Below are 15,126 nucleotides of genomic sequence, written 5' to 3'. Positions count from 1 at the left end.
TTCCCTCTAGAATGGGTGTAATAGGATTTACCTGAAGGGGTGAGCAGCTTGGGAAAAAGAAAGAAATTGTACTCCCGCTTTTTTATGAGCCTAACCGCGATTTCAGTTTGCTGTATTCTAGTACTGGCTGTAGTGATCTTTTATTGGTACCGGAATATTACGATAGATAATGTCAACAAGGCGAACCAAAATGTACTGGTGAATACTGAAACCGTTTTTACAAACTATGAAGAGATCGTCCAGAACTACGCTATGGACTTCTATAGGAATCCAAACATCAACGCGCTCATGATGAATGGCGATACCAGCTGGAGCGACCAGTTGTACAGTGCCTTAAGCCAAATCCGCGGAGCATTGGTTGTGAACCAATATATGGAGAACGCCTACATCATGGGAGTGGATGAGCCTGTTGCCATGTTCGAAAACCTTCCGCTAAGCCCTGAATCCAAGCTGGAGCTATTCTCGAGAATGCGGGATAACATCATTGTTGAATCACCGTTTCTGTGGGAGGCAACCTTGAATAACGGTACCCCCATTACCCTGCTCACCGTGTTTTATAATGACCGGGCGTTTGTGAATAGCGAATATAATGGTGCGGTAGCACTGACCGTCAATTTGGGAAAGCTGCAGAATAATCTGTTTACGCAAAAAGAAGGCGAAGCCACCCGTTACGCTGTGCTTGACGGAAAAGCATCTGTACTCATGCACAGTGCATTATCTGACATCCCTCTGGAAGAGGGCATGTTAAAGCAGGTGGTGTCCTCCACCTCAGAAAGAGGCTCTTTTGTCTATAAGGGAGGTGAAGAGCCACAGCTGATTACCTATGTATATTCTGCAGCGGACAAGCTGTGGTTTGTGTCGGAAACTTCCTACAAGGATAGCATCCGTGATATCTCCAATGCCCGTAATCTGATGACTGGCCTTTGCTTGGCCTTGATTGCCGCCGCATCTATAACCGCCAACCTGATCTCGCGGCGGATGTATAAGCCAATCGGCCGGTTGTTCGGCAATATCGCTCATCTATCTGGCAATGAAGAAGCGCTGAAAACCGGTGGCGATTTCGATACCGTAAGCCAGGAGCTCGAACAGATTGGCGTTAAGCTGGAGCAGCTAAAAAAAGAAAGCGATGATAGCGCCTTGATGCGGTGGCTGCTTTCCCCGCAGAGAACACCGGAGAACAGCGGGACACCCCTGATGAGCATAGCCGCTGCTGGGGGAGCATATTGTGTATGCGTGCTGACCGCTCTGGAGCCCGAACAACCTGAAGACTCCGACTTCCAGCATACTTTTGAGGAAAACATACAACAGATTGAACATGCCTTCTGTGAACTTGCAGCCATTCAATCCTTCCGCCCGCATCAGGGCACTGCTGTACTTATTCTGAGCGAGCTTCACAGCGGCAGCTTCGGCGATTACGCTTTGTACCGCGGCAAATGGGAAGAAACCGCCGCTCAGCTACAGCTTTCCGGAGCCTGCTGCGCCTTCGGAATCAGCGGGCTGACGGATGATTTAAACCTACTGAGGGCTAAATACAATGAGGCTGCGGACTGTCTGCAATATATTAAATTTCATGTGCAGCAGAACATCATCTTTGCCGATGATACGATCCACCTGAACAGCAGCCCAATGCCCGACAGTGCCCTTGAACCGGTACTGCAAGCCGTTAAGCAGACGGAACTCTCGAACCATATTCCGCAGGCAGTGGAGAGATTGCTGGCAGTAGCCTGCAGTTACCGCGTCGAGCCTGCCACCATCGCTTTATCGAGACTGGTCTTTGAGCTCAGCCGCACGGCTGAGCTTAATGCAGACGTCCAGCATTCCGGCTTTCTAGATAATTACCAGCATATCTGGCAGATCCAAAGCTATGACAAGCTATGGAATTGGATTGTAGACAGCTGTTATACCGCCCACGAGCGCATTGCCAGCATGAGCGCTGTACAGACCAAGAGCTTTGCTGGTGAAGCCATTTGTTATATCAGAGATCATTATGATGACTCCAGGCTCTCCCTTAATGCCCTTGCTGACAAGCTATCGCTAAGTCCCGCTTATCTCAGTAGACTTATTGCCGACGAAGTAAACTGCAGCTTTCCCGATTTCGTTAACCTGCTGCGTCTGGAGCAGGCGCAGATGTTATTAGTCACTGAGCTTGGCTTGGATATCCGGGAAATTGCCGAGAAAGTGGGCTACAACAGCAGCACCTATTTTACAACCCAGTTCAAAAAGCGTTATGGGGTTACACCTTCTAAATGGAGAATGAATCATATTTTGCAGAAACAGAATCTTCCTGATTGACCCGCTAAAAGTAAGGAACAAAGGGGATGTCCCGGCAGCATTTTCATAGCCGGAGACATCCCCTTTTTGACTTTCAATGAATAGCCCTCGCGCCGGCCTATACTATGAAATCCCTCTTTAAATCAGGCTTTTGAGCACCCTAAAAACAAAAAAGTTCTGTCTTTTTCGTTTTTTTAAGCTGCCCTTTTCCGCTTTTTTTAACTTTTTTCCGTTTATTATGATAGCGTTTACATTCCGGGTGGATTTATGATTTTCATGTAAAGCGTTCTCCTAAAACAAGGGACGGAAATGACAACGCTAGTATAAAGGAGTGGACTGTTAATGATGCAAGAGGCTACATCGGAGACACAAGGAATGCCAAGTCCGGGAATCAGGACGGCCAAAGCCAAGAGCTTCCGTAAATCCCTAAGGAAGGACAGCTCGCTTTATTTGCTCGCTCTTCCGGGAATCATCATTCTAATTCTTTTTGCTTATCTGCCGATGAGTGGTCTGATTCTCGTCTTTAAAAATTACAACTTCAACGACGGAATCTTCGGCAGCCCGTGGGCCGGCTTCTCTAATTTCGAGTTTTTCTTCTCTAGTATGGAAGATTCTCTTAGGGCTACACGCAACACGGTGATGTTAAATGCGCTGTATATGCTAACCGGCACGTTTTTTTCAGTGGCCATCGCCATTATTCTAAATGAGCTGCGCAGCAAATGGTTTATCAAAATCACGCAGAGCGTCATGTTTTTCCCGTATTTTATTTCCTGGATTATTATCGGAGCCATTCTGTTCTCCCTGCTGGATTACGACAAAGGCATTATGAACCAGTTGCTCCAGACATTCGGCTTCTCCCAGGTTGACTGGTATTCCAGCCCTTGGCTGTTCGTAATCATTCTCGTGCTAGCGAATATCTGGAAAAGCGCTGGTTACGGCGCCATCATCTATTATGCGGTGCTGCAAGGCATCGACACTTCCTATTATGAAGCTGCAAGAATCGATGGTGCCTCCAGATGGCAGATTATCACCAAAATTACGGTGCCAATGCTGATTCCGTCGATCATTCTGATGACGCTGCTGGGCATCGGGGGCATGCTGAAAGGCGACCTCAGTATGATTATGGGGGTAACGTTCCTGAATCCGTTGCTTCTGCCGACTACCGACATTATCGATGTGTATGTATACCGCACAGCCATCCGTTCCGGAGAATTCGGCTTTGCTTCTGCCATCACGCTCTATCAATCCGTCTTTGGTTTCATTCTGGTGCTGGTGGCCAACAAATTAGCCGGCTGGTATGACAAAGACAGCAAACTATTTTAGGAGACTGATAAGATGCAAACTACCGAAAACAAAGGTCTGCTCATTTTCTTTTACATCTGTATTGCCGTATTTTCCGTAATCTGTCTAGCGCCGTTTATTCTGGCAGTATCCGGCTCCTTATCTACCGAATCCAGAATCGCCGCGGAAGGCTATTCGTTCTGGCCCAGAGGCTTTACCTTTGAAACCTATGAATTCCTGTTTGGCTCGAAGGCACAGCAGATTCTGCGGGCGTATTCCATGTCGGTGATCGTTACGGTGCTGGGTACCGTATCGGCCGTATTGGTGACCACCGCTTACGCTTATGTCATTTCCGTTAAAAGCTTCCGGCTCAAAAATTTCTTCGCCTTCTTCGCCTATTTTACAATGCTGTTCAGCGGAGGAACGCTGCCATGGTATCTGCTTAGCACCAAATATTATCATTTGGGCGATACGCTCATCGGCCTGTTCATCCCTTATGTGCTAAGCGTCTTTCTGATGTTTCTCATGGCTAACTATTTCCGCAGCATCCCGCATGAAATCGTGGAATCTGCGCAAATCGATGGTGCCGGACATCTGCGGATCTTCTTCAGCATTATGATTCCGCTGGGCCGCGTCGGACTGGTAACCATTTCGCTCTTTTACGCACTGCAATTCTGGAACGACTTCTATTTGCCACTAATGCTGGTATCCGATCAGGATCTCTATACGATCCAATATTTGATGTACAACATGATGGCGAACATTCAGTTCCTGGCTTCCGGCAATGCTGCTCAAGTTGGTGGAGCTATCATCGCACCGCCACTGGAGACAGCCAAAATGGCAATGACCTGTCTGACCGTTTTGCCAATCGCCATATTATATCCTTTTCTCCAGCGCTTTTTTGTCAAAGGCATTATCGTAGGTTCAGTAAAAGGCTAATTTCCAGCAAAGATGCCATATTATGTTCGGTTGCACCGGGTTTATGCTCCCCTACTTCTTGATGTACAATGGGACTTAAGGGAGCACGGCCTTTGCAATAGATGCCTCAAACATTATGATTCTATTTCAGGAGGGTTCATCATGAAAAAGAAAAAAGGTTGGTTAAGTTTGCTCCTCGCTGCGGTGTTCTTGGTAAGCGGCTGTGCTCAGGGCAACAATGAAAGCGCTCCCCATAGTTCTGGAACTGGAAATGAAGGTACCTCTTCCTCTACGGATAGCGGTAGTAAAGACGGCAGCGCCTTGGCTCCTGCCAAATTGAAAATTGTGCTGTACGGGGATGAGTCCAACCGGATGAAGGAACTAGCGAAGACATCGTTCTACGACACTATTAAGAAAGAAATCAATGCTGAGGTTGAATTTCAGTTTCTTCCTTGGACCGAATATGGCGGCGGTAAAACTGATTTAATGCTGTCTACGGGAGAAGACTTCGCAACTTATACAGATGCCAATTACATGGTAAAATCTGTGGCAAAGGGGCTTTATGCCGACCTCACTCCGTATGCCGATGCAGCCGCTGAGTTGAGTAAAAATGTGGACGAGGCCTCCTTCAAAGCCTTTCAGCTGGAAGGCAAGCAGTATGCGATCCCCGTCGGCAACAAACCGAATTCTGCGGAATTCTACAGTGCGCTAGTTAGACAGGATTTGCTTGAAGAAGCCGGCATGACACAGGTCACTTCACTGGGAGAACTAGAGCAGTTCTATGATAAGGTCCATGCCATTCATCCCGAACTGATCGGGTACGCTAACACCGATGCACGCAGACTCCTACAATATGATTACACGGACAAAAACCTCTATTGGCAAAATGATTTTATTGCCCTGGATGAGTCTGTGAAGGATGATCAAATTATTAGCTGGTTTGAAACCGAAGAGTTCAAGAGTTATGCGAACCTTATGCACGGCTGGTATGAAAAAGGAATCATTCCAAAATATGCCGCCACCAATGTCCCACAGCTGCAGTCTGACTGGAACTCCGGAAAAGCGATGTTCTGGGCCGGCACAGCAGCACGCCCATTCGAAGGTGCGGCAACCATCTCACAAGCAGTGCCTGATGCCAAACTGGTCAACTATTTCCTCGGCAGCGGCCGTCCAAAAATCAGCCGCGGCACTTACAGCACCGCCTTTTTTGTCTCCACCGCTGCTAAAGACCCTGAACGTTATATTATGTTCTTCAATCTGCTGCAAAAAAACCAGGAGCTGTACGACTTGTTCGCCTACGGGATAGAAGGAACAGACTATACGCTGGATGAAAACGGGCGTTTGACCAAAATAACTACTGATTCGCTGATCCCCGACTGGCTGCTGATGAACAAAAACTTCATGCGTTTCGACAACACGGTACCGGATGAGTTTATTGCAGAATATAAAGCTTGGGACGATGGAGCCATCATTTCCAAAGGTGCCGGCTTCAACTTTGACAATACACCCGTCAAGAATGAAGAAACGAAGCTGAACGGCGTATTCACTGAATACCTCGCTCCGATCGGAAGCGGCTTCAGTGATTATGACACCGCCTTCCCCAAAGCGCTAGACAGACTAAAAGCAGCGGGAATAGACAAATATATCGCTGAATACCAAAAACAATTTTCCGAATGGTACGCCAAGCAGCAGTAAGTACCGCCGCGGCAATTATCATACAGGTCAAGAAGCGTGTCTCCATTAAGGAGCACGCTTCTTTTGGTCTTCGAACGCCGTGGTGAAAGCGGTATAATGGCCAACCTTGAATCAATACGACGGCGAGCAGGATAATTCAATCAAAATGATTACGTTTGGGGAATTTTCGTTGCTGATACACTTAGAATTATTTTCAAAGTAACCTGAAGGATAAGAGGGAAACTGCTCATTGGTTAAAAAGCGCAAAAATAAAAATTCAAGCGGCATTTTATACTGGAGATATACTCGTTATAGGTTAATGCTATAAATATTATTCCTATTATATATTAGACCAATAAACGCCTATAGCGCTATTATGTTATTTATAATAATAACGTGGAGGGATGATCTGATGTCTATTTATGATTTTCAAGCAAAGTCAATTCATGGTGAGCCTGTTGAATTGTCCATTTATCATGGAAAAGTTCTGCTTATTTTGAACACTGCCAGTAGGTGCAGCTATTCTCGCCAATTACCTGATCTTCAAAAACTTTACGAAATTCACCATGAGCAAGGGTTTGAAATACTTGGTTTTCCTTGTAACCAATTCAACGAGAAGGAGCCAGAAAGCAACTCGGAAGTACATGAATATTGTGAGAGCAACTTTGGAGTTAAGTTTCCGTTATTTGAGAAAGTTGAGGTTAGGGGTCCCTCTGCCCATCCTTTATTTCAATATCTAACACAGCAAGCACCATTTCAAGGATTCGATACTGAGACATCAGGCGGTAAGTGGATGCAGGATTTTCTGCAGGAAAAGTATCCGGACATATATGCCGGCGATGGGATGAAGTGGAATTTCTCGAAGTTTTTAATCGATAGAAACGGTCATGTATACGGTAGATACGAAACAACGACTGAACCCTTTGACATAGAGCCATTTATTGAATCACTTCTTTTAAATTAAATGAATCCGATTGGTAATTTAACCAACAGAGAACGATAGTTTAACATGAAGGGTTTACATATTAGGCATGCAAAACATTTAGAACCCTTTATGTTATTTAAATTTCATTTCTTACTTTGATTAATTAATATTAAGTCAGAATAAATTGTATTAATAAGATAAGATAAATTGCCTGTCCTCCCCCCATATGATTAGTTAAGCCAACCTGTAAGGAAAAAAAAGAGCATTGTGGTACCCACACAGATAAGGAGCAATAGCTCCAATTTTTTTTCAAATAGATGTTTTATAAACCATAGATAACTTACAATGCACAACAAAAGAACAGCACTATAAAAAAACAAGGAATCATAATGAGTTACAAATAGGCTCCCTCCACCAATAGAAAAGACTATACCTATAAATAAAAACCACATCCCCACTCCAATCGCAGCACTTAAAGCAATAAAAAAGAAACTCATTACCATATTTATGCTCCCTTGGCTCGCTTCTCGGCTTCCAGATTTTCCTTCTCCATTTTTTATCGGATTACTCCCTTTATTTATGTATATATCTTTGCTGCCTGACGACGATACCGATTTCTTTCAACTGAAGCACCATCTTTTTGACTTCAATAAAAAGACAACCTTCTTCAAGAAGGTTGTCTTTTATGTGATCAAGTGCTTGCTTGTAAGCTAAGCAAACTCCCCATCGTAAGTTCTTATTCACTAATCGTTGCGTTGTCGTATAAGTCAACCAATTCGTCGAAGGAGGTAATAATGACATCAGAGCCCTTCAGCTCATCCTGACGGCCGAAGCCTGCATAGGCGCAGCCGATTACGGTCTGGCCATTTCCTTTACCTGCCTGAACATCTGAAGAACGATCCCCAACCATCCAGGCACTGCTGATACCATGATTATCCAAAAGAATGCGTAGCAGCTCGGTCTTAGTCGCAGTGCCTTGACCTCCCGCACTATACAATCCTTCGAACAACGCCTTAAGCTCATGCACCACAACGATGCTGTGAATGTAATCCTCCAGCCCGTTGCTAGCCACAAACAGCTTCACTCCACGCTCTTTAAGCGCTGTCAGTGTCTCAACCACCTGTGGATACAGTAGCGTGCCTCCGGCTTCAAGCCCTTCAATCTCCAGCTGCAGGAGCAATTCATCCGCCCGGCGGTGCACGGCTTCATCTGCTTCAGGCATAACATTCTTCCAAATGTCTGCCAGCAACATCCCTAAGCAGCCTAGAATACGTTCTTCTGGTGGTGTAGGTCCTACGTATAGTCCCTCTTCCCGCAAAATATCGAACATTTTATGATATGCAGGCAATAAAAGACTTTCAGTCTGGAACAATGTTCCATCCATATCAAATACAATCGCTTCTGGCTTGTTCAGTTTCGCATGAACCGCGTTTTGTTCCGTTCCTTGTACTTCGTTACTCATCTGTTGTTCCTCCCCATTCTGTTCAGCTTCAGGTAAGACATTCATCTGTGCGATATTTCCAGTACAAGCCCTATGATATATGAAATCGCTTTGTAATGTCCATGCTCTTAACTTTTTCTGTTGCAGTTTATATTTCGTTATGCTATATTTCAATCTGTAATATTACAACTTGAAATATAAAGGAGAAATAACCATGTCAAATCCATTAATCATGCGCTTCCTCAAGCAGCCTGCTACCATCATTGGAATTATAACTGCACTGTTGTTCCAAGTTTTTTTCAGCTTAATTTGGATTACAGGGTACGATCATGTAACGGATCGGGTAGATCAGTTGCCCATTGCTATTGTTAATGAGGATGGTACAAATGGCCAGCCTATAGTCGATGGGATTGCAGGATCACTTCAGTTCGTAACCATACAGGATCTCCAACTAGAAAATGCAAAAGAAGCACTTGAGCATAGAGAAATCCGCATGATTATCAATATTCCCCAAGGGTTCACTGGACAGATCAGTAATCCATCTGCAAAGACTGAACTCCACTACTTCTTAAATGAATCTAATCCGCAGATGGTCAGCAATGTGATGCAGTCGGTAGCACTTAAAGTCACGGCAGCAATGAACACTCAAAGCAGTAATTCAGCACTAAGCCACACCTTGGAAGCTATGAATCTGCCGCAAGCACAAGCGGAGATCATCAAAAGTGCTGCAAGCAGCCGCATTTCCGCCAACGTCGAAATCATTAACCCTACAACTAATTTTGCACAAACTATGGTTCCCTTAATGATCGTTACCGCCTCATTTACCGGTGCTATGTTACTCGCGATGAATCTCCATAAAGCTTCCTCCAACTTGTCTGGACAATTTAGTAAATGGAATCGCTTTGCAGCCCGATTTGTCATTATGGGTGGAACGGCCGTGCTTATCTCACTAGTGGGAACTATCATGGTTAACTCACTCGGTATCCACTCTAATCGTGGCTTTCTGCTTATGTGGCTGTTCGAGTTCACGGTAATTCTCTCCTGTATGATCCTTGCTCAGTTTAGTCTGCTGCTCCTCGGGGATGCTGGCGGCTGGCTAAATATTGCCCTTCTCTCCATGCAAATGTTAGCGTCCGGAGCAACTATTCCACGCGATGTGCTTTCACCTTTTTATAACTGGATCGGTCCCTTTTCGCCCGCTTACTATGCAGTTAATGGTATGCTCGACCTGGTTATCGGGGGTAACGGGGTATGGAAGGATATGTTCTATTTACTCTGTATTGGGGCAACAATTGCTGTATTAAGCGTACTTGTCACTTTCCTCCGTAAAGAAACTCGGATCTCACGAGAACAAGAGCCCGTGCCAGTAAACGCGTAATTATACAGTTTGCCACTCCGGCTATGCCATTTCAAATTGAGAGCGATATGCAGTTGTGATATGGTAGGAAGTGAAAGAAAGGAGCGGCAATGATTTATGAACATACAAGATGTTATTCTGGGGATTTTAAGCGAAAAACCTCATTCTGGTTACGAGATAAAACGACATTTCGAGGAATACTTCTCATTTTTCTTCGATGCCAGCTATGGCACGATCTATCCTACCCTAAGCAAAATGGAAAAGCTGAATCTGATCACTAAAGAATCTGTGCGACAGGAAGGCAAACCTGACAAAAATGTATTCACCATTACCTCTGCCGGCTTGGATCAGTTCCACGCTTATCTACAATCACCAGCCGAAAAAGATGTTCTGCGTTCTGACTTTTTTATGCACCTGTATTTTGGAGAAAAGACGGACAAAGAGAACATAGATAATCTGCTTCGGCAAGCATTGATAGAAAAGCAGGCAATGTACGACGATCTGGAACAGAAGTTGAACCAGCTAGATTACAAGTTATCTTCCTACCAGAAGTTGTGCATGGAGCTAGGCCTCGTACAATATGATGCTTTTATCAAAAAAATCCAAAGTGTGCTAGAGTCTAAATAAAACCTGCTTTCGAAAGTACACCATAAAAAAAAGAACCGGTATTACATGCACATCTTGTGCTTGTAATACCGGTTCTTTTTTTTGAAATCATATGTGGTATATGGATTATGCTCTATCAAAGCTTGCAATAAGTTCATCAAGAACATCTTTGCTTACCATTTTACCTTTGAAATTGATCAGGTTTTCTGAGCTTCCGGAGAAGATACAAGTTGGCTCATATTTTCTAAGGATAATCTTTTCAGCGTCTACAAAAATCTCGAGCGGGTCTTTTATGTCGATTCCCATTGTTCTACGCAGTTCAATAGGAATTACGATACGTCCCAATTCATCCACTTTTCTTACTATGCCTGTTGCTTTCATCATCGTACATCCTCCCTTGAAGTCACATTTATAATCATTCTTGCTAAAAGCTATGTACGCTTCTATATGATAGTAATGATTACGCTACTACCTAATTCTAAAGTTCTATTCATTTCCTGTCAATTATTTTTCTACATTATATGATATTATTCGACAAAATTTCGACAATGTATGATATCTGTTGAGCCCCAAGATTTGAAGCCGTGTCAGAACACAAAAAAATAGGGGATTCTCGGGAATGTTAAAATCCGCCCAGAATGTAACCCTACTTGATGACAATTCTACCCTAAAATACCTTCATTAATCTATTTGTAAATCTTGTCACTCCGCTTATCCGCAATCACAGTAAGTAGGAAATTGTCGAAAACTAGCAAGAACGCTACTCCGTCATTTACCCAGATGTTTAGTAAGTCAAACTTAAATAGGGTATATCAGTAGATTTTTTTGCTATGAGAAGTGTGTATCGAGTCGTCATGTATTACAAGGCTGATGATATCGCTGTAGTGTAAATACGATGAATCCGGAAGTCGACTAACGAGGGACTAGCAAAGATGTTATTGATGGAGAGTATTCAAAGTGTTTGATGATTTTTGTACCCCATTAAGAGAGTAAATTAACTATAGAATTATATAGTTCTCCTATAAAGGTTTCATCAATCTGTTTAGTACTGATAATACGTTCCTTACATAAGCCATCTACTGCAAAAGTTACTTGAAAGCAAGCATTTAAGGGTTGAATATCTATTTCAATATCTGTTTCCATTTTATCTAAAATATCATAGCCAAATAAGACATATATCGCGATATCGTAAGTTTTCTTGTTCAGAATTAAGGAGAAGTAGGAAGATGTTTGCGCTGAGTTTATCTCGGGAACATAGTCTATTCCGTATAAAACTCCGATAGGGTGATTCGATGCAAAATAACTGTTATAGTTATTATTTTTGAATTGCCCTTTTAACCAGATAATAACTTCAAAGTCAGTGTCAGCAGGGATGTAAATAGAAACCATTGGTTCTTCGATCAGCAATGGGTTGCTGTTAAGTGTGTGTATGTTATGTAATTTGAATACGCTATGCCATAACTTAATATTATTACACTGATTGTATACTATCTTATTCATATCTTTTCCTTGGTAATTGTCAATAAACACTACATTTTTATTGTATCTCGATGCAATCCGCTGTAATTCAACATAATCATCAGGACAAAGATCTCTGCTGATCACAACGAGAGTCTCAATATTTTCATTGTAAGCCAATAGGGCTACATCAACAGCATCATAAGACAAATCAGAGGGAACGACAATTTCACCGTGTATGTTAACGCAAAGATTCCGATAGTCCATTTTGCATTTTCCATTCACATAGCATACTAATATATCACTCATCCAATCAGGGTCAGCATAGCAAATAAACAAGTGTTTATCGTCCCTATAGTTATTTGCCATTTTCGACAACATGAGTTTTATTTGCTGCAGGTTAGTTAGGTGAGATTTACCAATGAGTTCACATACTTTGGCTGTAATCATGGGCGCGGCAAAGCTGTTCGAGTTGCTGCACTCTTTACCATTCAATTTGTGTCTAGCAAAAGCCGTAAATTCTATACCGTCGATGATATTACCATTGAGATAAAACTCACCTTCGAGTAGCGTGTCGCTTACCTCTCTCTTGACGCCAATAACGTTTGAGAAAGAAGCTGGATATGTAATATAATCATGATTACTTGCGGCACATACAATAATTAGGCCTTGACCTGCAACCTTGTTTATGACTTTCTGCGTTTCTAATAAATCCGCTGAGCAATGGCTTCCCAAGCTGACATTTACAACTTGAATATCATTTTGAACGCACCATTCCAGCGCACTATACAGCTTCTGAATGTTTCCATTTAAGGTCTCTGACAATATCTTCAAGCTATACATATGGATTTCCGGATAATAGTGCTTAATTATGCCTGCACAGATGGTGCCGTGAGTTATTCTTTCGGGTCTGTCTATTGTATAATTGTTTATTGTGAAATCATCATTGAAGATCAATTGTTGAACAACAGGTTCTCCAAGCAAATATTCGTTGATACCATCATCTATCACGGCAATTTTCACTTTAGCTTTGATGTTCATCATCTCCTTTTACAAAGCGATAAAAATAAAACCGCCTCATTGGTCACAAATCCATTGACCCAGGCGGTAGTCATGATTAAAGAAGTTATTAATCATTTAATTAAACAGATTCTTTTTCCGCAGCATCGAATCCAGACTAGCTTGTAGCACACTATTTAAATACTTGCTATCTGCTTCGTCATTATTGGAGTTCTCAATAAATAACCCGGATTGTGATAGGCTAGTGCTACTACTTAATTTACTCAACGAATCCAACTGCTCCGCCATTTTCTTTTTATCTGCCTCTGCTTCTTTATTAATCTTCTCCCGCTCGGCAGGTGTTAAATAATCACCAATCACCCAAAAAGTAGCTGTTCCATCCGGATGTATAATGACGCCACTGGCATCACCGGGTTTATCATTAGCGCTGGAAGCAAAATGATCCTGAATAATTGCTTCTACCCTTTTATGCATTTGTGGATCTGTTGCCGACTGATTCAGTATATTTGGAGCAATGGTTACATTTCCTTTGCCAACACTACCAGAGTATACCCTTTTCACTGCTTCATTGCTCTTTGGTATGGCTTGCACATTGATTTTAATGTCGAATTTTTTTTCCAATTCCGTCAAAACCGCTTCCGAACTCGATGTCGATAGCGCGTCTTGAAATGAAATCTCTGAGCTCTTATTTTTCTGGATTACCATTGTTGCCCCCGCACGATTCAGGCTACTGAGTGAAGCTACATTCAACAACTTAAACCAACTCCCTTATTCTTTTTTCCTGTAGAATGCGGCAAACTGTATTATTAATTCGATCTAGGCTGTTGAAGCATCCATTTAATATATCGGTTTCCGGAATTTGTATTTTTAGTTTTTCCTCAATATGTACAAATAGAACCAACAAATCCCGTGGTGAGAACTGCATGGCCTCGCCCAATAAATCCTCATAGAAGTAGTTTTCATTAAGCTTGATCTTGTCCATTCCCATTACGTCGAATAATATTTCGTTTATCTGTTCACGCACTTGATCCAGATCCATAAATATCACCCTTCTTTTATACGATTTGCATATTTTCCTGTAACAATAGAGCTTCACAGCATTCTGCTAATTTCAAAGTGTCTGTCCCATTTAACGAATTAAACAGAGGAACCTTTGACTCTAGCGATATTTGTGCAATTTTTTCATCAACCAACTTAGAATCAACCGTAAAAAACTTCAATTCTTTATCCTGTTTGCTTCTGCCCGTATCAAATTTATGATTTGACATATTAAAACAATCAATATCAAAACCTAATTTATGCTTTGTTGACACACATATCTTATCGAGAAACTCTCTATTAAAATCATCATAGGTCAAGTTCATAATACCGACATCCGGATGGATTGCACTAGCCGCCTCGAATGCAGTAATGCCAAATCTATTGGTAAACAGATTATTATATACCATTGTCCCGCCTGGAATTCCGATGATCATTACATCAGGTCGTTCGTTCAATTCAATATATTTACAGAAGTGATTAAAAAGAAATATTTTATCTATCTCCGCTTCTTTATGATTAAACATAAAATCAGGAAAAGAATGAAATCCCATAATCTCACAATAAGATTTTGTCCCAATTTGACTTACTTTGTACCCTTCTTTCAAGAAATAGTCCCTTAGGCTAAGCTGAACATCAAATTTATTGGATTTTTCCATCAGACTCGCCACGCAGATTATCGGAACATTAATATCCAGCAGTATTTTCTCAACAAGTTCTACTTTCGTTCTGTCAATGTCAATTCCAAAAAAACTTGTGAGTTCCACATTATTTTTCAGACATACCTTCTTTACCATTTCAACTTCATGATCAGCACATCTGTTAAGCAGAACAATATCTTTCCCCATCTCTGCGGCTTTGATAATTGTCGGGAACACCACTTTTTCAAAACTGCATTCAAATTCACAAATCATTAACACATCAAATTCATCATCTGAAAAAGAATCTTTAACTTTTATACCCAAATCCTCACCATAATAGCTGTACGCTGCATCTTTTTCATTCAGTCCAAAACCTAAAGGTGCCATTAATGAAACAAACTCATAGTTGCCCAGTAAATTGGAGAATCTGACGACCGGACCGAAATCTGCATGATATGGATAAACAATTGCTCTTTTTTTCACCATTGTCTCCCCC

General features: G+C 42.3%; 13 protein-coding genes. 7 read left to right on the top strand and 6 right to left on the bottom strand.

The genetic code is table 11. The features are described from left to right. The first annotated feature begins 48 nt into the window (after positions 1 to 48). The 5 genes from MHI51_RS09655 (at position 49) to MHI51_RS09635 (ending at position 7,108) form a co-directional block, all read left to right on the top strand. Positions 49 to 2,292 carry a helix-turn-helix domain-containing protein gene (locus tag MHI51_RS09655; protein ID WP_341001898.1) on the top strand — a complete coding sequence of 748 codons (2,244 nt, stop codon included), beginning with the start codon at positions 49 to 51 and terminating at the stop codon, positions 2,290 to 2,292. Positions 2,293 to 2,613: 321 nt separating this feature from the next. After that, positions 2,614 to 3,594, top strand: a complete 981-nt coding sequence (locus MHI51_RS09650; RefSeq protein ID WP_081383729.1) for a sugar ABC transporter permease — start codon at positions 2,614 to 2,616, stop codon at positions 3,592 to 3,594. Positions 3,595 to 3,606: 12 nt separating this feature from the next. After that, a complete protein-coding gene (locus tag MHI51_RS09645; RefSeq protein WP_038569639.1) occupies positions 3,607 to 4,491 on the top strand; it encodes a carbohydrate ABC transporter permease in 885 nt (294 codons plus the stop codon). A gap of 141 nt (positions 4,492 to 4,632) precedes the next feature. Then, positions 4,633 to 6,165, top strand: a complete 1,533-nt coding sequence (locus tag MHI51_RS09640) for a DUF3502 domain-containing protein (RefSeq protein WP_076276431.1) — start codon at positions 4,633 to 4,635, stop codon at positions 6,163 to 6,165. Between the two features lie 391 nt (positions 6,166 to 6,556). Next, positions 6,557 to 7,108 carry a glutathione peroxidase gene (locus MHI51_RS09635; RefSeq protein WP_405173817.1) on the top strand — a complete coding sequence of 184 codons (552 nt, stop codon included), beginning with the start codon at positions 6,557 to 6,559 and terminating at the stop codon, positions 7,106 to 7,108. A gap of 697 nt (positions 7,109 to 7,805) precedes the next feature. Here MHI51_RS09635 and MHI51_RS09630 read toward each other — a convergent pair. Continuing rightward, entirely contained in the window at positions 7,806 to 8,531 is a 726-nt protein-coding gene (locus tag MHI51_RS09630) for an HAD family hydrolase (protein ID WP_405173816.1), read from the bottom strand. A 193-nt stretch (positions 8,532 to 8,724) separates the two neighbouring features. On the opposite strand from MHI51_RS09630, the gene MHI51_RS09625 reads away from it, so the two are divergent. Continuing rightward, positions 8,725 to 9,888, top strand: a complete 1,164-nt coding sequence (locus MHI51_RS09625; protein ID WP_341001897.1) for an ABC transporter permease — start codon at positions 8,725 to 8,727, stop codon at positions 9,886 to 9,888. Between the two features lie 96 nt (positions 9,889 to 9,984). Next, positions 9,985 to 10,494: a PadR family transcriptional regulator gene (locus MHI51_RS09620; protein WP_036684013.1), complete on the top strand. Its 510-nt coding sequence runs from the start codon at positions 9,985 to 9,987 to the stop codon at positions 10,492 to 10,494. Positions 10,495 to 10,599: 105 nt separating this feature from the next. On the opposite strand, the gene MHI51_RS09615 is transcribed toward MHI51_RS09620, so the two are convergent. From MHI51_RS09615 to MHI51_RS09595, 5 genes are all read right to left on the bottom strand, one after another. Continuing rightward, positions 10,600 to 10,857, bottom strand: a complete 258-nt coding sequence (locus tag MHI51_RS09615; RefSeq protein WP_036684015.1) for an AbrB/MazE/SpoVT family DNA-binding domain-containing protein — start codon at positions 10,855 to 10,857, stop codon at positions 10,600 to 10,602. A 597-nt stretch (positions 10,858 to 11,454) separates the two neighbouring features. Continuing rightward, complete coding sequence (locus MHI51_RS09610; protein ID WP_076219792.1) at positions 11,455 to 12,972, bottom strand: S8 family serine peptidase; 1,518 nt, start codon at positions 12,970 to 12,972, stop codon at positions 11,455 to 11,457. A gap of 96 nt (positions 12,973 to 13,068) precedes the next feature. Beyond that, positions 13,069 to 13,704, bottom strand: a complete 636-nt coding sequence (locus MHI51_RS09605) for a DUF6033 family protein (RefSeq protein ID WP_076219791.1) — start codon at positions 13,702 to 13,704, stop codon at positions 13,069 to 13,071. Position 13,705: 1 nt separating this feature from the next. Then, on the bottom strand, positions 13,706 to 13,990 hold the full coding sequence (locus MHI51_RS09600; protein WP_036684022.1) for a hypothetical protein: 285 nt from the start codon (positions 13,988 to 13,990) through the stop codon (positions 13,706 to 13,708). A gap of 16 nt (positions 13,991 to 14,006) precedes the next feature. After that, positions 14,007 to 15,116, bottom strand: coding sequence for a TIGR04066 family peptide maturation system protein (locus MHI51_RS09595; protein ID WP_076219790.1), 1,110 nt, complete (start codon positions 15,114 to 15,116; stop codon positions 14,007 to 14,009). Positions 15,117 to 15,126 lie beyond the last annotated feature (10 nt).

Origin of the sequence: Paenibacillus sp. FSL H8-0260 (assembly GCF_045040625.1) — a bacterium.
GTDB lineage: Bacteria > Bacillota > Bacilli > Paenibacillales > Paenibacillaceae > Paenibacillus_AQ > Paenibacillus_AQ odorifer.
This window is presented reverse-complemented; position numbering and strand designations above follow the sequence as displayed.

Bases quoted from the DNA above. Each gene is read 5' to 3' on its own strand.
- MHI51_RS09625 (WP_341001897.1), top strand. From the start codon at position 8,725: ATGTCAAATCCATTAATCATGCGCTTCCTCAAGCAGCCTGCTACCATC.
- MHI51_RS09620 (WP_036684013.1), top strand. From the start codon at position 9,985: ATGAACATACAAGATGTTATTCTGGGGATTTTAAGCGAAAAACCTCAT.
- MHI51_RS09640 (WP_076276431.1), top strand. From the start codon at position 4,633: ATGAAAAAGAAAAAAGGTTGGTTAAGTTTGCTCCTCGCTGCGGTGTTC.
- MHI51_RS09645 (WP_038569639.1), top strand. From the start codon at position 3,607: ATGCAAACTACCGAAAACAAAGGTCTGCTCATTTTCTTTTACATCTGT.
- MHI51_RS09650 (WP_081383729.1), top strand. From the start codon at position 2,614: ATGATGCAAGAGGCTACATCGGAGACACAAGGAATGCCAAGTCCGGGA.
- MHI51_RS09635 (WP_405173817.1), top strand. From the start codon at position 6,557: ATGTCTATTTATGATTTTCAAGCAAAGTCAATTCATGGTGAGCCTGTT.
- MHI51_RS09600 (WP_036684022.1), bottom strand. From the start codon at position 13,990: ATGGATCTGGATCAAGTGCGTGAACAGATAAACGAAATATTATTCGAC.
- MHI51_RS09630 (WP_405173816.1), bottom strand. From the start codon at position 8,531: ATGAGTAACGAAGTACAAGGAACGGAACAAAACGCGGTTCATGCGAAA.
- MHI51_RS09615 (WP_036684015.1), bottom strand. From the start codon at position 10,857: ATGATGAAAGCAACAGGCATAGTAAGAAAAGTGGATGAATTGGGACGT.
- MHI51_RS09610 (WP_076219792.1), bottom strand. From the start codon at position 12,972: ATGAACATCAAAGCTAAAGTGAAAATTGCCGTGATAGATGATGGTATC.
- MHI51_RS09595 (WP_076219790.1), bottom strand. From the start codon at position 15,116: ATGGTGAAAAAAAGAGCAATTGTTTATCCATATCATGCAGATTTCGGT.